This is a genomic window from Bacillus sp. BK450 (genome assembly GCF_004364885.1).
GTDB lineage: Bacteria > Bacillota > Bacilli > Bacillales > Bacillaceae > Bacillus > Bacillus safensis.
Map to the genome: position 1 here is coordinate 223,826 of NZ_SOBQ01000004.1, position 23,441 is coordinate 247,266.

General features: G+C 40.9%; 17 protein-coding genes. 4 read left to right on the forward strand and 13 right to left on the reverse strand.

The genetic code is table 11. The features are described 5' to 3' along the window. The first annotated feature begins 5 nt into the window (after positions 1-5). Together EV579_RS15210 and EV579_RS15215 are read left to right on the forward strand one after the other, a co-directional pair. A complete protein-coding gene (locus tag EV579_RS15210) occupies positions 6-8,201 on the forward strand; it encodes a non-ribosomal peptide synthetase (RefSeq protein WP_133744745.1) in 8,196 nt (2,731 codons plus the stop codon). 6 nt (positions 8,202-8,207) lie between these two features. Next, positions 8,208-8,948, forward strand: coding sequence for a thioesterase II family protein (locus tag EV579_RS15215; RefSeq protein WP_133744746.1), 741 nt, complete (start codon positions 8,208-8,210; stop codon positions 8,946-8,948). A 30-nt stretch (positions 8,949-8,978) separates the two neighbouring features. Here EV579_RS15215 and EV579_RS15220 read toward each other — a convergent pair whose 3' ends face one another. The 6 genes from EV579_RS15220 to EV579_RS15245 all read right to left on the reverse strand — a co-directional run bounded on the left by EV579_RS15220 (position 8,979) and on the right by EV579_RS15245 (position 13,792). After that, a complete protein-coding gene (locus EV579_RS15220; RefSeq protein ID WP_133744747.1) occupies positions 8,979-9,518 on the reverse strand; it encodes a hypothetical protein in 540 nt (179 codons plus the stop codon). A gap of 20 nt (positions 9,519-9,538) precedes the next feature. After that, positions 9,539-10,072 carry a stage II sporulation protein M gene (locus tag EV579_RS15225; RefSeq protein ID WP_133744748.1) on the reverse strand — a complete coding sequence of 178 codons (534 nt, stop codon included), beginning with the start codon at positions 10,070-10,072 and terminating at the stop codon, positions 9,539-9,541. Continuing rightward, positions 10,029-10,718 carry an ABC transporter ATP-binding protein gene (locus tag EV579_RS15230; RefSeq protein WP_133744749.1) on the reverse strand — a complete coding sequence of 230 codons (690 nt, stop codon included), beginning with the start codon at positions 10,716-10,718 and terminating at the stop codon, positions 10,029-10,031. Before EV579_RS15230 ends, EV579_RS15225 begins: the two co-directional genes overlap by 44 nt. Positions 10,719-10,726: 8 nt before the next feature. Continuing rightward, a complete protein-coding gene (locus EV579_RS15235) occupies positions 10,727-12,151 on the reverse strand; it encodes a hypothetical protein (RefSeq protein ID WP_133744750.1) in 1,425 nt (474 codons plus the stop codon). A 64-nt stretch (positions 12,152-12,215) separates the two neighbouring features. Next, entirely contained in the window at positions 12,216-12,515 is a 300-nt protein-coding gene (locus EV579_RS15240; protein ID WP_024427284.1) for a hypothetical protein, read from the reverse strand. 362 nt (positions 12,516-12,877) lie between these two features. Then, on the reverse strand, positions 12,878-13,792 hold the full coding sequence (locus tag EV579_RS15245) for a DMT family transporter (RefSeq protein WP_133744751.1): 915 nt from the start codon (positions 13,790-13,792) through the stop codon (positions 12,878-12,880). 130 nt (positions 13,793-13,922) lie between these two features. Here EV579_RS15245 and EV579_RS15250 point away from each other — a divergent pair, with 130 nt between their 5' ends. Next, entirely contained in the window at positions 13,923-15,260 is a 1,338-nt protein-coding gene (locus EV579_RS15250; RefSeq protein ID WP_133744752.1) for an aminotransferase-like domain-containing protein, read from the forward strand. Here the strand turns inward: EV579_RS15250 and EV579_RS15255 are convergent. The 6 genes from EV579_RS15255 to tcyA all read right to left on the reverse strand — a co-directional run bounded on the left by EV579_RS15255 (position 15,257) and on the right by tcyA (position 19,756). Further along, positions 15,257-15,949 (reverse strand): 4'-phosphopantetheinyl transferase family protein, encoded by a 693-nt coding sequence (locus tag EV579_RS15255; protein ID WP_133744753.1) that lies wholly within the window; start codon positions 15,947-15,949, stop codon positions 15,257-15,259. The genes EV579_RS15250 and EV579_RS15255 overlap by 4 nt on opposite strands. Before the next feature lie 92 nt (positions 15,950-16,041). Then, complete coding sequence (locus EV579_RS15260) at positions 16,042-16,632, reverse strand: hypothetical protein (protein WP_133744754.1); 591 nt, start codon at positions 16,630-16,632, stop codon at positions 16,042-16,044. A gap of 84 nt (positions 16,633-16,716) precedes the next feature. Further along, the gene (locus EV579_RS15265; protein WP_039182975.1) at positions 16,717-17,361 is read right to left on the reverse strand and encodes a YczE/YyaS/YitT family protein; all 645 of its coding nucleotides are present in this window, start codon (positions 17,359-17,361) and stop codon (positions 16,717-16,719) included. Positions 17,362-17,505: 144 nt separating this feature from the next. Then, positions 17,506-18,249 (reverse strand): amino acid ABC transporter ATP-binding protein, encoded by a 744-nt coding sequence (locus EV579_RS15270; RefSeq protein ID WP_024424287.1) that lies wholly within the window; start codon positions 18,247-18,249, stop codon positions 17,506-17,508. Positions 18,250-18,261: 12 nt separating this feature from the next. Further along, positions 18,262-18,954, reverse strand: a complete 693-nt coding sequence (locus EV579_RS15275) for an amino acid ABC transporter permease (protein ID WP_024424286.1) — start codon at positions 18,952-18,954, stop codon at positions 18,262-18,264. After that, positions 18,941-19,756, reverse strand: a complete 816-nt coding sequence (tcyA, locus tag EV579_RS15280) for a cystine ABC transporter substrate-binding lipoprotein TcyA (protein WP_024424285.1) — start codon at positions 19,754-19,756, stop codon at positions 18,941-18,943. Before tcyA ends, EV579_RS15275 begins: the two co-directional genes overlap by 14 nt. 545 nt (positions 19,757-20,301) lie before the next feature. Between tcyA and EV579_RS15285 the strand changes: the two genes are divergently transcribed. Beyond that, positions 20,302-21,735 (forward strand): amino acid permease, encoded by a 1,434-nt coding sequence (locus tag EV579_RS15285; RefSeq protein WP_024424283.1) that lies wholly within the window; start codon positions 20,302-20,304, stop codon positions 21,733-21,735. A 144-nt stretch (positions 21,736-21,879) separates the two neighbouring features. On the opposite strand, the gene EV579_RS15290 is transcribed toward EV579_RS15285, so the two are convergent. After that, positions 21,880-23,430 carry an MFS transporter gene (locus EV579_RS15290; RefSeq protein WP_133744755.1) on the reverse strand — a complete coding sequence of 517 codons (1,551 nt, stop codon included), beginning with the start codon at positions 23,428-23,430 and terminating at the stop codon, positions 21,880-21,882. Between the last annotated feature and the right edge of the window lie 11 nt (positions 23,431-23,441).

A 23,441-nucleotide genomic window follows, 5' to 3' on the forward strand; every position in this document is an offset into this window, starting at 1 on the left:
GAACGATGTTAGTGAGTAGACGAAAAGGACATGCAGCAAATCATATCGTCAGAATCAACGGAAAACGGATAGATCTCAAAGCATTAGAGCAAGTCATGATGCTTCATTTTCCGCTTAAGGAATGTGCCATCATTCCGAAGAAAAATCAAGAAGGCAGTCTATCGCTTGTGCTATTTGCACAGGCGAAGGACGCTTCGTTGACAAGAGAGGATCTGAAGAAAGGTCCGCTTCATCCTCATGAAGTGCCAGCCGCTCTCGTCTTATTACCTTCTTTGCCAAAGACAGAAAGTGGAGCAGTCGACAAAGAGGCACTGCTTTCAATTGAAATCATAGATCAAGAGGAATTAAGAAAGATAGAAGAGCGCGCCAAAGCTATAGATGGAGTAGAGGAAGCGGCCGCTTTCATTGAAAGTCAGTCAGAAAAACGTACGCCCTATCATCTAGATGACCTGTTTCCTGATCGACAGCGTACTCAAGGAAACGAACCGCTTTCAAAAAGTGAAGCGGGCAAAACAAAACCATCATCTCTACATGAGAAGCCGCCCGCACTTGTATATGGCGGAGGTGTGATCAAAAAACCAGGCACACCTGTCACACTGACAGAGGTGCTGATTCGATCAGCCTTTATGTCACCAGACCGCGGGGTGACTTATTTGAAAGAAGGCGGGCGTACGTTGACCCAAACATATCCTGAATTACTAACTAGCGCTGAACGGGTTCTGTCTGGTTTAAGGGCAGCAGGACTGTCAAACGGCGATCAAGTGTTACTTCAATTGAAAGACCATCAAGATTTTATCACGGTGTTCTGGGGCTGTATTCTCGGAGGAATCATTCCGACCCCAGTCTCTGTGCCGCCTGTTTATGATGAAGTGAATCAAGGTGTGAATAAGCTGAAGGGCGTGTTTCAGCTGCAAAATGAACCTTTCATTATTACGAATGAAGCAAGTGCTGAGGACATTGCTGGGCTGCGTGAGACATTTGAAGCAAAGGTCATGCCTATCTTAACAATTGAAGCATTGCTGGCGTATGAACCAGATGAACAGCATTATGAGCCAGAGCCGTATGAGCCTGTGCTGCAGCTGCTGTCTTCAGGAAGTACGGGTATACCAAAGTGTATCCGTCATCATCATCAAAGCATTTTATCTAGAATTATGGCCTTTGAGCAGGTAAACGGCTTTACACATGAGGATGTGTCGCTTAACTGGATGCCGCTTGATCATGTTGGTGGAATTGTCATGTTTCATGTACATGACGTCTACCTTGGCTGCCAGCAGATTAGTCCCTCCATCGATCAATTTATCGAGCGGCCGATGGTGTGGCTGGATTGGGTAGAAACATACGGTGTCACAAGGACATGGGCGCCAAACTTTGCCTTTGCCATGATGAATGAATATGAGGACGAGATTCGTAAGGGGAGCTGGGATCTGTCTACTCTGACTTATATCATGAATGCAGCCGAAGCGGTTGTTCCGAAAGTCACGCAGCGCTTCTTGCACATGATGGGGCAGCACGGATTAAGCCGTCATGCGATGGTACCTGCTTACGGTATGTCAGAAACATCCTCAGCCATTGTTCAGTCAAAGAAATTTATGCGGAACAGTGAACAGGATGGACAGCTGACGATTGATCAGGCCTCGTTAACAAGTGAGATCGAATATGTGACGCACGATCATCCGAACAAGATGACGTTTACAGAAGTCGGCACGCCGATTCCTTCTGTATGGATTCGAATTGTAGATGAGCATCACGAGGTGCTGCCAGAAGATCAGGTTGGGCGCTTGCAGGTGAAGAGTCCAACAATTATGATGGGCTACTATCAAAATGAAGAAGCCAATCGAGAAGTATTTGCGGAAAACGGCTGGTTTCACACGGGAGATTTAGGTTTTATTCATGAAGGGCGTCTCGTTCTGACAGGTCGAGAAAAAGACATCATTGTGATCAACGGCGCTAACTATTTGAATTACGAAATTGAAGCGGTTGTAGAAGAGGTGGACGGGGTCGAAGTCACCTTTGCCGCTGCGTACGGCATTTATAATCCCGAATCAAGCAATGACACGCTTGCCGTCTTTTTTGTCTCACAAAGGGATTCAATAGAGGAACAAATCGCGATAATTCAACAGATAAGAGAGGCCATCATTCGAAAAATCGGCATAGAGCCTGATCACATCATTCCGGTGAAAAAAGACCAATTTCCAAAAACGGAGAGTGGGAAAATCCAGCGTGCCCAGTTAGGCGCAGCACTAAAAGATGGAGCCTTCCGTGACATTGAACAGACACTTGATCTTGCTTCTGAAAATGAACAAACACTCCCAGACTGGTTTTTCAAACGCATTTGGGCTAAGGAGCATATCGGTCCAACTCACCCTTTTACTGATCATGTACTCGTTTTCGAGGATGAAAAAGGGCTTTTTCAATCGCTTTACGCCCAATTTGAGCAAAAGAAACAGCCATATATTTCTGTGAGAAAAGGGCATGAATTTTTGCGTCTGTCCAAAGGGATGTACCAGATAAATCCGAGAATCAAGGGGGATTACGTCAGGCTCATTGCCGCACTTGAAGCAGATGAACTAAAGATCGGCCGCATGCTCCATCTGTGGAATGTGTCAGACAAAGAAGACATCGTTGATCCTGCGCAGTTCAAAGAGCTGCATGCCAGCACCAATCAATCCATTTTGTACTTGTATCAAGCATTGAGACAAGCAAATAAAGTGCCTATCCGTCTTGTCGTTGTGACAAAAGGTGGTCAATTTGTGAAGCCTGAAGACGATCTTCATGTGGAGAAAACGCCGCTTGTAGGTCTGCTAAAAACCATTCCGCAAGAATGGGAAGGAGCAGAGGTGTCTCATCTTGATATTGAAGCGGAGAATGTAGAACAGGATGCCAAGCATATTGCGGAAGAATTGTCTGCGATTCATATAAAAGCAGAGGTTTCTTACCGAAATGGAGACAGATTCGTACCAAAGCTGGAAAAAGTCAATATGATCGAAGCGCCTCAAACAGAAGGTTATTTAGAATATGAAGGTCTTTATTTATTAACTGGAGGACTTGGCGGGATTGGGTTTGAGCTGTCTAAGCAGATGCTCCAATTTGGCTTAAAGCTCGTCTTGATCGGACGGACATCTCTAGAAGACAGCTTGGAAAAGAAAGAAGCCTTGTCACAGCTAAAAGATGCTGGTGACGTCATTTATATCCAAGCGGATGTGACCGATTTACGTGAAGTTGAACAGGCGATTTATGAAGCAGAAAAGCACTTTGGACAATCGATCCGGGGTGTGCTGCATTTGGCCGGTGCTGGTCATGTGTCTGAGCATTTTCAGCAGGCGGACAAGTATACACTGGCTCATACGTCTGAAGAGGATTTCACAAAAGAAATGTCAGGGAAAGCAGACGGGGCATGGGTCCTGCAGGAAGCCTTTAAGTATGATCCGACAGTACCGTTTGTCTTTTTTGGATCGGTCAATGGCTTTTTTGGCGGCACAACATTTGGGGCATACTCTGCGGCCAACAGCTTTTTAGATGGACTCGCGCACGCTCTCACCTTTCAAGAAGGAAGACGAGCGATCTCTTTGAACTTCAGTATGTGGGATAATCTCGGTTTGTCTAAGGGGCATACCGGAGCAGCTCTCACCGTTCGCAAGGGATTTCAATTGATTGGAAAGAAGCAAGGTCTCCATTCATTATGTCTAGGTGTCCGGCTCAATGAAGCGCATCTATTTATTGGTCTGGACGGAGCAAATCCAGACATCGCCGGGTATCTTCAGCCAGCTCCCATACCGGTCTTTGAGAAAAAGCTTTTTTACACCGTTCAGCCTGGCGAAGAAGTGAATGTTGAAGAGATCACGAGCGTCGCAGCAAGCAAATGGGACATTCAGCAAGTACAGGAAATACCGAAAAAGCAAGATGGCTCTATTGATCATGAAGCACTCAAATTGAATCATGACAAAAATGGACAAAGCCTTGAAAAGCAATTGCCAGAAACGAAGACAGAGCAGCTTCTTGCCGCCATATGGGAGGACATTTTAGATGTAGATCGCGTGTATAAAGAGGATCAATTCTTCGACCTTGGCGGACATTCACTAAAGGCGACTCAAACCATTTCCCGGATCAATCATGAATTTTCAATGAAGGCGCCTTTAAAAATATTATTTGAAAGCAAACATCTGGCACATCTGGCGAAAATGGTTGATGACATCAAAGGGGCGCCAGCCGTTCAGGAAGCTAAAATTCCAAAGCTTGAAAAGCAAACAAGCTATGAGCTGTCACATGCCCAGAAGCGTATTTGGTTCTTATCCACATTAGAAAAGAGCCATCATTACAATATATTAGGTGCTTGGAAGCTGACAGGACCATTACACATTCAAGCATTAACAAAAGCGATTGGTCTTTTAACAAAGCGGCATGAAGCACTTCGGGCAGTATTTAAATCACTTGGCGGCAAGCCGGTTCAACTCATTCGTGAAGACCTTCCGCCATCTGTGACAGTGGCAAATTTCTCGTTATTTAATGAAAAAACAAGAGCGAGAAGACTCAAGCAGCTCATTCAGCAAGAGGCAGACCGCGTTTATGATTTAGAAAGAGGACCTCTTGCGCAGTGGACGATAGTAGATATGGGCAAGGAGGAGTATTATCTCCTTTGCGCGCAGCACCACATCATTTCAGATGCATGGTCACTCAGCCTGCTCATTCAGGAATTAGAAGTGGCGTATGAAGCGCTGCTTGCAGATGAAACGCCGCAGCTCCCAGCCTTAGAAATCGAATGGACAGACTATGTACATTGGGAAAATGAACAATTAAAGCATCATCAAGAAGACCAAACCTATTGGCTCAATACGTTACAAGGTGAACTTCCAGTGCTGGAGCTGCCGTTTGACCGTCCTCGTCCGCCGGTTCAAACATTTAACGGTGCTACAGAGCAAATCGTACTGGATGAACCGCTTATCCGCCGCTTGCAGGCTTTGTCCAAGCAGCAGGGCACGACATTGTTCATGACGATGCTGTCCGCGTACTACGTCCTGCTTCACAAGCTGTCCGGACAGACAGATATCATCATTGGATCGCCTATCGCGGGCCGGGATGCCAAGCAATCAGAGCAGCTCGTTGGGATGTTTGTGAATACACTTGCGCTGAGACAGGACGTCTCAACAGCAGAGACGTTCGCCGATCTTTTGGAAAACGTGAAAGAGATGACGTTAAAAGCGTTTGAGCATCAGCATTATCCATTTGACAAGCTTGTCGATGACCTTTCGTTAGATAGAGATTTAAGCCGATCCCCTATTTTTCAGGCGGCCATGGGGTATGTCACCGATTCGCTCGATGTAAACCTTAAAGGGCTGACAAGTGAACATGTGATGGTCCATCATACAGTATCTAAATTTGATCTCACCCTGCATGTATTTGAACAGGAAGAGCAGCTGTCGATTCAGGTGGAATACAATACGGACTTATTTGATCAAGAGACCGTCCATCGTTATATGAACTATTATCTCCATGTGCTAGATGGCATGACGGCACAGCCTGAGCGTACATTTGCTGATTATTGCTTAATGGACAAAGCGGAACAGGCGGCCATGATTCTAGGGAAAAATCAAACAGATACGCCATATCCAAAGCGAACGCTTCAAGAATTGTTTGAAGAGCAGGTGAATCGTGATCCGCATCGTATTGCCTTGTCCTATATGGATGAACACATGACATATGAAACCTTGGATAAGAAGGCAACAAAGCTTGCTGCTTACTTGCAGTCAAAAGGGATTGGACCAGGCTCCCTTGTCCCGATGCTATTTGATCGCTCCTTTGACATGATTGTGTCGGTCCTAGGAATCATCAAATCTGGTGCTGCATATGTTCCGATGTCACCTGAATATCCTGATGCACGCATCCGTCTCATCGTTCGTGATACGCAAAGCGATGTGATCATCACCCAGTCTCATCTTGCAGATCGTCTAGTAGGCTTTACAGGTACAAGGATTATTATGGACAAGCCAATACCAGAAACAAATGCAGTGTATCAAAGAGAATCATCGATTATAGATGAAGACCAGATCGCCTATGTCAATTACACATCAGGCTCAACAGGTACACCAAAAGGCGTGATGCTTCCTCATGCAGGAGTTGTCCGCTTAGTTAGAGAAACAAACTATATCAAGCTCGGCCCAGATGACAAAATGCTTCAGCTCTCAAACTATGCTTTTGATGCTTTTACATTTGAATTATGGGGGATGCTGCTGAATGGTGGTCAGCTGATTCTGCTCCCAAAATATGCAGCACTGAATATGGAAGAATTAACGCAATTCATCAAAACGTATCAAGTGACAGCCAACTGTCTGCCAACCGCTTTATTTAATCGACTGGTAGAGCACGATCCGAAAAGTGTGGCAGGCTACCGCACATTACTCGTTGGCGGGGAAGCCATGTCTAGTGAGCATGCACGAAAGGCACTGCCGCATATGGAAGGTGTGCTCGTCAATGCTTACGGTCCAACAGAAAATACGACATTAGCCACAACACATCAAGTCACACACGTGCCAGCAGGCGCAAAATCAGTTCCAATTGGTGTGCCGGTGTCGAACTCAACTGTCGTCATACTGGACGATGCGCTGAATCCAGTACCAGCAGGCGTCAAAGGAGAAATTTATATCGGTGGAACTGGTCTTGCGAAAGGTTACCTTCATGATCCAGAGCAGACAAAGGAGCGGTTTATTGACAATCCTTTCCCTGAACTAAAGGGAGACAAGCTGTATCGTTCAGGCGACCTTGGTACATGGCGATCAGATGGCACCATTGAATATCTCGGCCGAAAAGATCATCTAGTGAAAATTAGAGGCTACCGAATTGAATGCGGAGAAATTGAGACAGCCCTGCTCAAGCATCCACAAGTCAAAGAATGTACAGTCATCGCCAAAACGTATGGCAGCTCAAAACGGCTGGCGGCCTACCTGGTAACAAACGAAGAAAACCCTGTTCCGGGCTGGAAAGCCTTTTTGCAGGAAAGCCTGCCAGGCTATATGATTCCAAGTTACTTTATCGTACTGGATGAAATGCCGGTGACAACGAACGGAAAGGTTGATCAAAAAGCATTGCCAGAGCCAACAGAAACAATTTCCCTTTCCCATGATGACGACAAACCGGTCACCGAAACGGAGGAGCGGATTGTCGCAGCTTTCAAGGAAGTGCTTGGTGTGAAGCAAGTAGGTATGCATGACTCCTTCTTTGATCTGGGCGGCGATTCCATTATGAGTATTCAGGCTGTGGCCAAATTAAAAGAAAAAGGTGTTCGTGTTGATCCAAAATGGATTTTCATGCACCCGGCGCCTGCGCAATTAGCCGCCCATTTGGATGCAGTGCCAGAAGCCGCTGAGAACGTCGAAAGGTCTCCGAAGGACTACGTGATCGAGCTGAAAAAAGGCGATCCAGCCGAACCGAGAATATTCTTCGCGCCGCCTGCTGGTGGAACGGTGATGGGCTATATTGATGTTGCTAAGCTCATGACACATCAAGGTGCTGTGTATGCCTTGCAGTCTCCTGGTCTATATGAGGATGAAGAGCCGCAATTCCTCCATTACACGGAGCTTGTGACCCTTTTTATAGAAGCCATTGAAACGTTCTACCGTCCGGGGATTGACTATCTCGCAGGGCATTCAATGGGCGGGCATCTTGCCTACGGAATGAATCAGCGGCTCTCTCATGCAGGAAAAGCACCGAAAGGACTCATCATTTTAGATACGGTTCCAGTGCTAAGAGATGAGGCAGATCAGGCACTTCATGCCGATATGAACGAAGAAGAAGTAAAAATGCTCGCGCTTGTCCTTGGAATGGGGAACCTGGTCGGCATTCAGCCAGAAGCTTTACAAGGATTGAGCTTCCAAGAAGTGAAGCAGAAAATTCTCAAAGAGGCAGAAAAGGATGAAGTTGTTCATCAATTCATGAATGATCAATATTTAGATAAATATTTGCAAATGCAAACGCATAATACGATCATGTCACAAGCCATTGAATTAGAAAAAGAACCATTTCCTGTGCCATTTTATATTGTCCAAAGCAGTGATCACGCAAGCGATTTCCAGAAGAAGTTCGCAGATTGGGAGGCTTATACGAAAGAGTCGTGCTCGTATTACCACATCAAAGGCGATCATGTCACCATGATGAAAAGACCGCAGGCAGATGAACTGGCACGGATTCTTCAAACGATTATAAAGGGGTAAAGACGTATGAATCAGTTATTGAAAACCTTTGAAAAAAAATCAGATCTCATTCAACTTATATGTTTTCCTTTTGCCGGCGGATATTCCGCCTCATACCGTCCGCTCTTTGAACAGCTAAAAGACGTGGCCGAAGTCACAGCAGCAGAGCCCCCAGGGCACGGCACCAATCTCATGCCGCTTGAATCAAGCATTGACCGGCTGGCAGAGCTGTATAAAGAAGGACTTACGGACAAATTGAACCGCCCATTTATTCTGTTTGGACATTCAATGGGAGGGCTTGTGGTATACAGACTAACCCAGCTGCTAGAAAAGGAAGGAATTTATCCTGCAGCAGTGGTGATCTCAGCCATTCAGCCTCCGCAAACAAAACGGCAGATGCTGACACATTTATCCAATGACGCATTTGTACAGCATATTGCCGAAATGGGCGGGATTCCAAAGGAATTATTAGAGAACAAACCAATGATGGATTACTTTACACCGTCATTGCGTGCAGACTACAAGGCACTAGAAACCTTCCTGCACACAGATCAATCGATTATCGACACACCTGTTTATTTATTCAATGGAAAGCAAGATGAGAAATGCATGCAGGATGCAAGCGGCTGGCTAAAATGGGCAAGAACGATCGAACGCACCAATTTCGATGGAGGCCACATGTACATCAACACACACCTTGAGCCATTTGCAGAGCAGATGAGACAGGTGATTGAGCATGCAGCCAAGCAGCAATTGATCAAGAATTAAGAAAAAACGACCCATCAATAGGGTCGTTTTTTACTGAGGAATCATACTTGAAAACGCTGATATAGCTAATGAAAATAAGAATAATAAAACGAATGGGATGTAAAATTTATAACTTCTATTTTCTTGATCTTTTAAGTAAGAATAGCACCACACACTGAATGCGACTATAACGAAAATATTGATGTTCCATAAAAATGGAAGTGTAATCGTGCGTTCAGCATTAGATACCTTAAATAGGTATAAAATAATAACAATCAAGTTGCCTAGTAAAATGTAATAGTAAGCTAATATCCCTTTTTTAAAAATACTTTTATAGGAATCTTTTATTCCGAAAATAATAAAACTTAAAAAAATGACTAATGAAAAAAATAAAACTTCAATCATTGGCTTGAATATTTCTCCAATCACAGCAAGTGAAATACCTATCCACTTACTAACTTCAATTACATCTTGATTCCCATCAAGTTGTAGTTCTAGTAGATTTTTATTTATTTCATCCATTTTTAATATAGAAAGGATGAAAGCTATTATACCAGAAAGCATACATACTAATAAAATGTGTTTTTTCATAATAGCACCCTTTAACAATATCAAATTTTTATAAAATAAAATTCAATCATCGAAGCAATAAATAATAAGAAAACACCGGTTATAAGCTGACTAGCATAGATTTTCCCTTTTGTTTTAAATGAAATTTTGTTTTTAGATATGATATATCCTATAATCTGTCTTGATATATCAAAAGAGACAAAATAAAAAAGGAACAAACCGACAATCTCCATCGGAGCGTGGAAAATAATATAGTATAATGCTATATCAAATCCATATATATAGGTATACGATATAAAAAATGCACCTAAGAAAAAACCATTTAGAAAAATAATGATGCTAGATAACAAACCTAAACTAACTATTCCAGATATTAATATTAGGAGTGACACAAAAAGATTATTAAAAAAAATGTCTAGATAGCTATGAATCTCAATGTTGTTTTTAAAATCTATACTATCTATAAATGTTGAAGCAAAAGTACTTAAACTAAAACCTCCTAAAAATAATATGATAAAAACTGAAAAATTTTTAAGATAATTTTTCAAAAAACTTCTTTTCGAGCTGATCTTCATGAAAAGTCACTCCTGAAGATTTTTTTTCTGAGTGAATGATACTACCATTATCAATAAAAAGGATTTCATCACATAAGTCTGCAGCAAATTGAATGATATGTGTGGAGAGCAAAATGATTTTGTTGGCATCTCTGAAATTTCTTAAGTGTTTTTTCATGTCAGCCATGTTAGTAGGATCAAGACCTGTAAATGGCTCATCTAATAAAATAATGTTTGGATGATGTAATATTGTTAAAATAAAAGACATTCTTTGTCTCATACCTCTTGAAAGAGCAGAGGAACGGCGGTGAATTTGTTCTTCTAATCCATATTTGCTCAATAAATCCTTGATTTGTTCATTTTCTAAAGGTTGTTCTACAAGCATAGATTGATATTTTACAAGTTCAAAACAGGTTAAGTTTTCAAATAGAGTTGGATCGTCTTCCATATATCCGACAGAAGAAAAATTTTGCTTACTATGATTTATTAATATTTGACCTTCATCAGGATTTATCAATCCAGCTACCATTTCTAAAATAGTCGTTTTTCCAGCACCATTTTTACCTAATAGTCCGATAATTCTACCCTCTTGGAAATGCATCTCAGGGATCATAACTTTAAAGTTAGACTCTTTGTACTCTTTAATTAGACCATGAATTGATAACATACAATCCCTCACTCAAATAATGTTTTAAATGATTTGTAGTTTTTGTTGATTGTTCTATCCCAAAATTTAATCATTAAAAATAAAATGATGAATGAACAAGCAGCCATAATAGAATTTGTTAAAATGAAATATACTGTGCTGTATGAGGAAATCACTGATAAAGCTAGAATGAAACCATAACAAATATTTAAAGTCAATTTACTAAGAGAACTTGGAACTTGATAAACAAATTCCCAATTAAAATAAGGAAATACAACAGTAGAACCGACAGTACAAATACCGACGAGAATGCAAGTGTTTATTAAAGTAATCATCACGTAAAAAGGCTGATCTAGTTTTAATACAAAGCTTGAAAAAATGATATATAAAATACAAAAAAACAAGTGTAATATAATAGATAAAATAATCTTATTTTTAATTTTATTTTTCACTAAATTAGGTAGATTCTGTTTTAAAGGAAGAATGGGGCCATCAATATCAAAAGAGACATATGGTTGTATTGCATTCGATATAATAATCATTGGAAAAATCACACTAAATATAAATAAAAAATCATTTTCTATATTCAATGTTTCAAGTTGATTTGTATTAACACCATAAAGAATTAGACCAAATAACCCCCCAGATAATGTTAATATAAATAATAATACTGACCATTGAATAGGAGGATTTCTCATAAGAAGTGTAATTTCATAAAACAAAATATGATTAAACTCTCTAGATGTTCTTTTTCGTTTTTCTTTTAATTCTTTTTGGGAATTAAAAATTGGTACATTACGAACATTTTTCTTCCAATTCATCAATAACAATAAACTAATGAATGTGAAGGTTAAAATAAAATATATTGAATAACTAGATAAAGAATTTGTTAATAAATTGAATCTAAATACAGTGAATACCCATAGAGCAATGAGGCCTGTAGTTATATAACCAATACTTGATGAAATTGAGAAAAACTTTGGATTAGAAAGCAGCAACAAGACATGTAATCTAAGTAAGTAACCTAAAATAAAAGAAGTGGCGGCCAGAGCTGCTATTGTAAAAGCTCCCTCATACCCATTTTTAATTAAATTTGCTAAGTAGGACCCTAATATGAAGAATAATACACCCACAATAGTGCTGAAAAACTTACTCATATCTTTGCCGAAAATGTAGTGATCAAGATGAACTTTTAAAATAGCCATCTGTTTTTTATCAGAGGAGAAAAGTATTCTCATCAAACTCTTATCAATATTAACTGTAAACATAAATATAAACAGCGATAAATAGATTATTGATAAATCCTTAACGAAAAAAGGAGTTAATATACCTAGTAATAGTGGTGTTATTATGTATAAAAAAGCAAAAAATACAAAAATAAGAGCATTTTTTCGATGATGTCTTCTTAAATCATTGATTAACAAGATTTTTGTATATGTTAAATATTTATGCATTTACAACACTTCCATTTTAAAGGTGTATAGAGAAGGCTGTTACACCTTCTCTATTAAATCTTTTTTAGAAAGAAATAGCGTATTTCACTCCGTATTTTCTAGCATAGCTAATGACGAGAGAAGCAATAGCACCAAGTCCAAAAGTACCTAAGACAGCAGCAACAGCCCCCACTGTACCTGCTGCATTTAGAATTGCACTAACAGAAGTTATAGCCCAGCCAGGTATTTGAGGATAGTTTGCTACTAGATTTGCAAAAGGTGTAACTGGTTCAAGAGTCAATAAAATCATAGTTGTTAAAGTTAGAGTGAAAATAAGACTCAAGCCTACAATTGCAAAAAATCTATTTTTTAAACTCAATTCCATAATTAACACCCCCTCCCTTGCTTATATACCCATATTATACAAAAAAAGGATATTCAATAAATGGGTTTTTTATACTGTATTTTATTTCTCTGTATCGAAAGATTTAGTAGTATTTTGATGGAATATGAGAAAAGGTAGTAAACTTACTAGAGAATTATTAGCGCATAAATCGTTTTTTTTTAAATTGATAATGACATTACTTCAGTAACTAGCTATGAAATACAAGGTGAAATCATTAAATATATTTATTGAAATAGGATATTTAATTTGGACGCAAAAAGAAGCTTTTTAGGATTATACAAGACAATCAACAATTAATAAGACATAAGAAAAGCGGCTCTTTTTAAAGAGGCCACTTTTTCTTATGAATGCTGTTTCTTCACCACATTCCCGCCAATCACCCCGCCAATGACCAGCACCCCTCCGAGCAGATGGTACCAATCAATCGTTTCGTGTAAAATGAGAACTCCAGCGGCGACCGTGATAAACGCGGATAAATTGTTAAAGATGCTGACCTTTGCCGCTTCTAGCTGCGAGAGTGCATAGTTTGATAAATATGCGGTAAGAAGAGATGAAAGAATACCTAAAAAGAGCATCGACCATACAAAGGATGCTTCTGTAAATGGACTGAAAAACTGAGGCAATGATCCATTGATCGAATGCCGGATAAGCGCGGCGGCATTGAAAAAGACAAAGCCAAAGAAGGTCATCACAAAGGTGAGTTCGATCACATGGAATCGTTTTGTAATCACTCTGGCAAACACACTATATGCACTGGATGACAAGGCTGAAAGTAAAATCAGCACATAGCCGATGAAGTGAGAATGCTGGACATCAATTCCCTTCATAACAAAGAGAAGCATCACCCCGCACACAGAAAGAAAGGTAAACAGCACTTGTATCCATGTCGCACGTTCCTTTAAAAACCAGGCTGCCAGCAGCATCGTCAAAATGGGAATCGTCGCTTGAATGATGCCAGCCTCTGAAGAAGATGTATACATCAATCCCCACACTTGAAAAGCAAAGAACAAAACAGGGTAAAGCAAGGAAAACGGTACGATATAAATGAGATCACGCCATTGAATGGATATGCGATACTTTTTTCGTAGAAACGGATACAGCAATAGAGCGGCTGCAAAAGAAACGGAAAAGCGGTGTGCCAATAAATCGATTGGGTTTGCTGATTCTAATGCGATTTTGACAAACAAAAAGGAAAAACCAATGATAGAGGCGTATGCGATCGCGGCAGCATACGCTTTTTGTTTTGACATATTCATAACGTGACTCCTTACATGAGCATGCATGCTTCAAATGAATTGACCGGTTCTGTTCTTCTATCGTAATCGGATCATCTAACGTGTACAATAAGAGAACATGATATCTGTACCGGTACAAGGAGGAAATGGCGTGAGGAAATATGATCAGCTTGTCTCGAGTTTAAAAGAAAAAATGGATTCAGGTGAGTACAGCGCTGGAATAAAAATTCCCTCCATTCGCCACTTAGCGGCTCAATATGCAGTGAGTAAAAGCACTGTCATCAAAGCGCTAGACACATTGGAGCGTGAACATCTGCTGTATTCTGTAGAAAGGAGCGGCTATTATGTCGTGAAAACGAAGCAATCAGCAGGTAAGCAGGACGGCACATGGATTGATTTTGCTTCATCTGCACCTGATCCCGTTGTGTTTCCATATGTCGATTTCCAGCACTGTATCAACCAAGCGATCGATTTGTATCAAAATGACTTATTTATTTATGGCACATCCAACGGTTTACCATCCCTGCTGCCAGTCATTTCAAAGCGATTAATGGATTATCAAGTGTTTGCTCATCCAGAACAGATCGTCATGACCTCTGGTATTCAGCTCGCTTTATCCATTTTAAGCACCATCCCTTTTCCGAATGGAAAACAAACCATACTAGTCGAACAGCCGGGGTATCACTTATATCTCCAATATTTAGAGAAAAACCAATTGCCTGTGCGCGGAATTCAACGGACGGAAAAAGGGGTCGATCTGATCGAATTAGAACGTATCTTTCGAGAAGAGGAGATTCGTTTTTTCTATACGATGCCAAGATTTCAAAACCCGCTTGGAACGAGTTTATCAAAGCAAGAAAAAAGAGCGATTGCAGCCCTTGCTGAGAAATATGATGTCTACATTGTTGAGGATGATTATATAGCAGATTTAGAATTCGATACAAAAAGAGACCCGATCTATTCGTATGATCAGGCAGGGAAGGTCATTTATTTAAAAAGTTTTTCTAAAATCATTTTTCCGGGGTTGCGAACAGGAGCGGTCGTCTTACCTGAAGAACTGATTACACCTTTTAGCGAATATAAACGGCTAATTGATATCGACAGTTCTATGCTGTCCCAGGCAGCCTTAGAAATCTATTTAAAAAGCGGGATGTTTGAGCGGCATAGAGACAGAATGCGGGCGACGTATCGAAACCGCTCCAAGCAGCTCGTAGCAAGTTTAAAAAATGATCAGAGCGCTTATCAGCTGGGAGAACAGGAGCCGGCTACCCATACACATGTACGAGTCGACCGGTCGATTTCCATGAACCAGCTCATTCAGAAGCTAAAAAAGGCATCTGTTTCCATTCAGCCAATTGACCGCCATTACCTGAAGACTTATCAAAAGGACCCCATTCTTCAGCTGAACATCTGGCAGGTGAAAGAAGAGCAGATCACACGTGGAGTCGATTTATTAAAGACGGAATTTCAGCAAAGCACGCGTTATTAAAGGCCGGACAGGACATCACTGCAAGTGAGCCTCTCAACGCTTTCAGCCGCAGCAGACTTTCGTGTGCATACCGCCATTTGGTAGGCAGGGTCAAGTGAATAAGTTTGAACAAAGCAAGGTGCTTCATGATCAGGTAATGTCAACGCAGCCTGTCCATCCTCTGACAGACGGGCTGTAAAGGACGAAAGTCCATAGGATAAACCTTTTCCAGTCAGCTTGATAAACGCCTCCTTCATTGACCAGAGATGAAAGAAATAGGCTTCCTGCCGTTCTGCCGGCTGTGAGAGTAAATCCTGATATTCATCCGCTGAAAAAAATCGTTTGGCAATCGCCAGATCAATAGGTTTGATTTCCTCAATATCAATGCCAACAGGTGCATCATCTACTGCACAAACGACCCAATCGCCAGAATGAGAGAGATTAAAATGAAAAGAAGGAAGCTGCCGGACGACAGGCTTTCCATTGCCCTCTGTTTCAAAAACGATCTGATCCATAGGCAGCTCGTACATATCATGGATCGTTTGACGAACCAGCACTTCACCTAATAAGGTTCTTCTTGCATCGATCAAAAAACGAAAGCGTTCAGCGGCAGCTCGCTTTTCAGATGACACAAAGGGTTTCAGACGCTCTATTTGTTGTCGTGCATTGATTTCATCTAAGTGTTGTAATTGGATAGCAAATATCTTCATAACGAACCTCTAATTTTTTACATTGATTGTACCATTGGAGAGCGCCGTGCAAAAGAGTCCATTAACGTAAAAAGGCAGCGAGCCTCGCTGCTTTACGTCTGTTTCACGATGTGGACACCATTCGGATCAATTGTATTCATTTCATCAACATTCGTCATGTTCACGTCAAGCAGGGAAAGCCGTTCTCCTTTTTGCCAGTGAATGGGCTGATTCAAAGGTGATAGCAGCTGATCGACTTTAGGTGTCTGTGACAAATCAGGAACAGCAATTGTCATAGCATGCAGCGCATCGTTTCCATTTTCAATGACATCTGTACGGCGCTGTAATTCAAGCCTTAAACGAAGAGGTGTCGAAAGAAATGTTCTCCGTTCCCCAGCTTGAATTGGCCAGTTTAGTTCTTTTGCTTGTGCAAGCAGCTGATCATATTCTTCGTCTGAGACAAGAAAGCCGATGTGATCAAAAAGGACTTTTTTGCTATAGCCAAATGTGATATTGATCTGTCCTTTTCTCATTTCAATGATTCGAAAGGTCGGCTGCTCTTCTCTAAAATCATCCCATGTCAGCGGGGGATGAAAGAAACCATCCTTTGTGAAACGGCCTTTAACCTCAAAGCCTAGCGAACGATATGTTTGTTCTGTCTCTTCAACAAATGGTGTCCAGTAATGATAGTGGAAAAGTTGCATGAGGTCTCCAACTCCTATGTGTGAATATTCTGTTTATTAATTTTAACACAAGAAAAGCCATTCTATGATAAGAATGGCTTACTTTCATCTTGTAAGGGTTTGAACAGGTTTCTCTGCTGTTTTTGTAATGAGCAGCTGCAGGAGCCGTGTCGATTGCGGCAAGGAGAAACGCAGGACAAGACCTGTGAAGATCGCAGTCAAAATCGTTCCAATGCCGATCGGTCCACCGAGCATCCATGCAAACAAAAGCACTGTTAACTCAATGCCATTTCGAACCCACTGAACGTTCAGCCCTGTTTTCGCTGAGATGAGCAACATTAATGAGTCCCGTGGCCCAGCACCAAGATTGGCTGAGACATAAATGCCAACGCCGTATCCAGAAACTACAACACCCGTAATAAATACATATAAAGCCGGTAAATACCCATGTGGCGCAGGTAATATCGCATTAAAGAAATCAATAAACACGCCAATCAGCACCATATTCAGTAAAGCGCCGATCTTTGGAAATGATTTCGTAAAAACAGAAGTCAGTGTCACAATGAGTGCACCAATAATAATGGACCATTGTCCAATTGTGAGTCCAAAATGCTGAAACAGCCCGTAGTGGAAAGCGTCCCAAGGACCAATCCCAAGAATCTTCCCTTTCACTGTCAGCGATAGTCCAAAAGCTAGTACGATCAACCCAACAAAATAAAAAAACCACCGTAAAAGATGTTCCCGCTTCAAAAGCATTCCCTTCTTTCTTAAACACTCGAGTTCCATCGTAACATACTACCGCGCCCCTTTAAATGGCTTTGTTCAATTGTAATCGCTTACTTTTAAAAAGATAAAAAAAGGCTGTCCTCACCACGTGAGAACAGCCTTTTTTCATCATACTGGATTTAAGATCCGGTTTAAGAATTGTTTTGTTCGTTCTTCTTTTGGTCGTTTGAAGATTTCTTCCGGGGGACCTTGTTCGACGATGACGCCGCCATCAATAAAAATCACTTCGTCTGCTACTTCTTGGGCAAACTTGATTTCATGTGTGACAACTGCCATGGTCCAGCCCTCCTTCGCTAGATCCTTCATGACCTTTAAGACTTCTCCGACAAGCTCAGGGTCAAGCGCAGAGGTTGGTTCATCAAAAAGCATAAGCTCTGGCTGAATGGCAAGTGCACGGGCAATCCCGACACGCTGCTTTTGACCGCCTGAGAGCTGGAAAGGATACAGGTCTTTTTTATCTTCCAGACCGACCTTTTGCAAGAGCTGAATGGCTTCCTTTCGAACCGTTTCCTTTGGACGGCGCTGCACCTGAACAGGACCTTCCATCACATTTTCAAGCACTGTACGGTGAGGAAACAGGTGATAATCCTGAAACACCATTCCTGATTTCCGGCGTAACTTCAGGAGATCAGCTGATTTATTTTTTTTCGAAAAATCAATCGAGAAATCATCGAAGGTAAAGGAGCCACCATTTGGTATTTCAAGTGCATTTAAACAGCGAAGCATCGTTGTTTTTCCTGAACCAGATGGACCGAGAATGGCCACAACCTGCCCTTTGTTGATCGAAAAATCAATCGACTTTAAAATTTCGTTTTCACCAAAGGATTTCTTGAGACCTTTGACTGTTAGCATGTCGTTCCCTCCTTACCTTGCGACATATCGATCAAGTCGTTTTTCAATTTGATGCTGAACGAGCGATAGAATGAAGCAGAATACCCAATAGATGAGGGCTGCTTCCATATAAATAAACAAGATTTGATCCAAGTTCGCCGCAGCAATTTCCTGTGATTTACGGAACATCTCTGCCACGAGAATTTGGGAGGCAAGGGATGTATCCTTCACTAAACTAATAAATGAATTAGAGAGCGGTGGAATCGATACACGCACAGCCTGCGGTAAAATCACGCGGACGAGCGTTTTGCGATGCGTCATTCCGATTGAATAACCAGCTTCCCATTGTCCTTTTGGAACAGACAGGACAGATGCACGGATAATTTCCGACGCATACGCACCTACGTTTAAAGAAAAAGCAATAATGGCACTTGGATATGGATCAAGTGTGATATTAAATGTCGGAAAGAAATAGAAAATAATAAACAATTGCACAAAAAGCGGCGTTCCGCGAACGGCCGACACATAGATGGAGAAAATCCATCTGAGGGCTTTAATCTTAGACATTCTAGCAAGAGCTGTCACAAGCGCGATAAAAATACCAATAATAAAGGCAATGATGGCGAGGGGAATTGTATAATAAATCCCCTGCATCACCATTGGCCAAAAAGATTGCTGAAGAAGATCCCAAGGAATGACGACTCCTAGGATATTATTTTGTAACATCTTCACCAAACCATTTCTTAGAAATCTTAGCAAGTGTACCGTCTTTCTTCATTTCTTTTAATGCGCCATTCACTTTGTCAACGACTTCGCCGCTGCCTTTTCTGAATGCGAAATACGTTTCTTGAGGATCTCCTGTTTCAAATGCAACTTTTAGGTTTTTGTTACCGCTTGTTTTCAAGTAATTTAATACAGCTAATTTGTCATTGAACGTTAGATCAGCACGTCCTTGCTGAATCAATTGAATGGATTGTGCAAGACCTTCAACGCCTTCAATCTTAGCGCCAGCATCTGTTGCTAATTTATTGTAGTTACTTGTTAACGATTGTGCTGCTTTTTTGCCTTTGACATCAGATAGTTTCTTGATGTCGTTGTTATCTGATTTTGTCACAACAATAGCTTGAGATGTCGTGTATTTATCAGAGAAATCGTATTGATTTTCACGTCCAGTTTTCCCAACTTGGTTCGCTACCACGTCAAAACGTTTTGCATTCAGTCCAGCAAACATACTGTCCCATTGTGTTTCTTTGAATTCAGGTTTTAAGTCAAGGCGTTTTGCTACTTCAGTGATGACTTCTACATCATAGCCAGTTAATTTATCTGTCTTTTTGTCATGGAAGGTGAAAGGAGCATAAGTTCCCTCTGTTCCTATGGTTAATACACCTTTATCCTGAATGGATTTCCAAAGGTCGCCTGATTCCTTAGACCCAGATTGTTTATTCGCGTTGTCGCTTGCACCAGATCCACATGCTGTGATCAATGCAACACAAACGCCTAAAATAATGGCAAAGAACATTTTTTTCATTTTATTCCCCACTTTTCTTGTTGGTATTTACAACATATGATCTTACAGAGAAGCAACCTAAAAGTAAAGCATTTGAAACTAGCTTGAGCGAATCTCACCAACTTTATGCCCTCAAACGGTCGAACGGACAAACGATAGAACTATACCCAAGTTAAAAGGTGAATAAAACCATACACAAGTTCAAGATGATTAAGATGATTTGATTGGTGGAACGTGCTAAAAGCAGAATGACTTGTGACAAAAGTGATCATAAAAACTGTCTAAAATGAGGCTCGAAAAGAATGAAACGAAACCAGTGTGCAACGAGAAAGTTTCATGCTGGTTTTTTTGTGCAATATTTTAGATATATGGCATCCTATCAAATGGTTTGATCCACCACATAGTTGTGCGAACATTAATAAAATAAAGACTTTGAGACAGTGACCATAGAAGGAAGCATATTTATTATAAAAGATGTATAATTAGTAGGTTGTTTTGAAAATGGAATGAATCACATGGAGACATGTTTTGATAACAGAGCATCTTAGAAGAAGGAGGGCATCATTGTGGATGTTGGACAAAATCAGCCCGAACAATTGAAAAGGGCGATGACCTCCCGCCATTTATTTATGATTTCACTTGGCGGTGTCATTGGGACAGGCTTTTTCTTAGGAACGGGCTATACGATTGGACAAGCAGGGCCAGTCGGAGCTGTTCTTTCATATATTGTGGGCGGATTGATCATGTATTTAACCATGCTGTGTCTTGGTGAGCTGTCGGTTGCACTTCCTGTGTCGGGGTCGTTTCATACGTATGCGACGAAATTTGTCAGCCCGGCAGCGGGTTTTGCTGTCGGCTGGATTTATTGGCTCGGCTGGGCAGCAACGGTCGCCCTTGAGTTCTTATCAGCAGGGCAGCTGATGAGGCGCTGGCTCCCGCAAGTAGATGTGTGGATTTGGTGTCTCATATTCGGACTCTGTCTTTTCTTATTAAATGCCCGGTCAGCGAAAGCGTTCGGGGAGTCGGAGTTTTTCTTTTCCACCATTAAAATTATTGCAATTTTACTCTTTATTGGCGTAGGCGGAGCGGCGATGTTTGGGTTTATTGAAACAACGAGCGGTGAACCCGCCCCATACTTCAGCCATTTTGTGAGTGACGGGCTGTTTCCAAATGGCCTGCTCGCTGTTGTGGTTACGATGATAACAGTAAATTTTTCGTTTCAAGGAACAGAGCTGATCGGGATTGCGGCAGGTGAAAGTGAAAACCCTGAGAAAACCGTTCCCCGCTCGATTCATCAAACCGTATGGCGTACACTTGTCTTTTTCGTCTTATCGATTTTCGTCTTAGCCGGTATGGTGCCTTGGAAGGAAGCCAGTGTGCTGCAAAGCCCATTTGTTACTGTGTTTGAGAGAACGGGCATTCCTTTTGCGGCAGACATCATGAACTTTGTCATTATCATTGCTTTATTATCTGTTGCGAACTCTGGCTTGTATGCATCAACGAGAATGCTGTATTCCTTATCGAAGGAAGGAATGGCAGGAAAAGCATTTAGACGCGTCAATCAGCGCGGTATTCCGATGAATGCCTTACTGCTCACCTTCCTATTTACAGGGATTTCGCTGTTATCCGGCTTCTTTGCAGAGAAAACGGTATTTGCCTGGATCGTGTCCATTGCCGGCATGAGTGCCCAGACAGGCTGGATCACGATTACATTATCACAGCTTCTTTTCCGTAGAAAATATTTGAAAGCAGGCGGAAAGCTGGAAAACTTAAAATTTAAAACGCCTCTTTATCCGGTGCTGCCAATCATTGCAATCACACTGAATACCATCGTGTTGGTCAGCCTTGCCTTTGATCAAGAGCAGCGCATCGGGCTATATGTTGGTGTACCGCTCATGATCATTGGGTATATTGTCTATCACCGCTATGTGAAAAAGCATCAGGCACAAAGTGAGCCACTGAAGCTGCAAATCCATGGAGATGATGAGATCCGGTTTTAAAATCAAAAAACACTAAATGTAAGATATTTAAAAACACCTCTGATATCAATCTGAAGGTGTTTTTTTCTTGAAGTGATTCTGGAACCTCTCATATCAATAGAAGTACTATTTAACTGAGCTGTAGTTCTCAACTAACAACAAAAGTTAGTTCATATCCTGTTTAAAATCTTGTTGTTCAAAATGTTGGCGCTTATTCTGATATCCTACGTTATTATGACCCCAAAGCTTCTCGTAATCCCATCCTGTTAGCGCTTTCAAAACACTTCTTGTTTCATCATCAGCCTGTTCCATTGAACCATTATTCTTTAACCTATTAATTTCATTTATCATAATGGAATGAGTTTTCTTAGATAATTTAAATTTAAATGAAATAACTAAACTAATCCCGACTAGCCCTACAGTTCCGAAAAATAGAATACCTACAATCCCATTTATTGCTGTCGTAGACTGTGTCGTCGCGCTTGCAACGAATCCACTTTCCTGTAAAATAACTCCTACCAAAAATGTGGCTAAAGCTGTAGTACTCTTGCGTGTAAACGTCATAATACCTGCAAATATTCCTTCTCTTCTTTTACGAGTGACCATTTCATCTACATCAGGAATGAAAGTGTAAATATTCCATGGTATATAATATAATCCACTCTTTCCGATGCCTAAGATAACAGAGAAAGCATACAGCGCTATAATCATATAAGCTGGTTGTGTGAAGTATAAAAATATATAACCGCTGATACATGTAATAATCGCAATATAAGATATTTTCAAAGATGGCGCAGGACCTATTTTAATCACGAGCCAACCAAATAATATTGTACATACCATTTGAAGTAATGAACCAATAGATAATAAATCGGCTGCCAGCACTGCATCTTTATTTAAAGAAAACACAACAAAGTAGACAAAGACAGCGTTTAAAATATCCATGGCCGTAAACGAACAAATATACATCGTGAGGTGCTGACGGAAACTTCTTATTCTAAAAGTAGATGTTAAGTCAATGATGACTTTTTTTATGGATTCTATAGCAGGTACTTTTTCTACACCATCAGGTTCTATCATGTCTTCTTCTATTTTACGTTCCCATGTTGTTCTATGTGTAATTAATAATGCAGCCATAAAAATAAAGGTGAAGATAATCCCATTGTAAAGAAAAACTTGAGGTGAATCTTTTCCGAATATTTCGAATAATCTGCCTGGAATAAAGGTAGCTAAAAATGTTCCTAGTCCTGAATAGATTAATCTTATTGTTGAGAGCTTGGTCCGTGCATTAAAATCATTCGTCATTTCAGCTCCAAGTGTTTCAAATGGAATTAATACCATTGCTGCAAGGAATTCTAACAAAATATAAACCGTTAAATAGTACCAGTAATTCATATCAGAAATCCAAAGAAGGGAATAAATAATCATCAAAGGGCTTCCAACTAGCAAAAAGAACCTGCGTCTTCCAAACTTTTTCCCAAGTTTTGTACGACCGAAATTATCAGTGATATGGCCCATAATTGGGCTTGCTATCGCATCAATAATACGAGCAATTGCAATAATAGATCCTGCTTCAACAGGGGTAAGACCGCAGTATGTAATGAAAAAATATAACATCCATGCGCCTATTATAGCGAATGCTCCCCCTCCAAATAAATCCATTGTTCCATAACCAATATAATTTTTGAGTGTTAGTTTCCTGTTCTCAGTCTGCATTCTTATGTCTC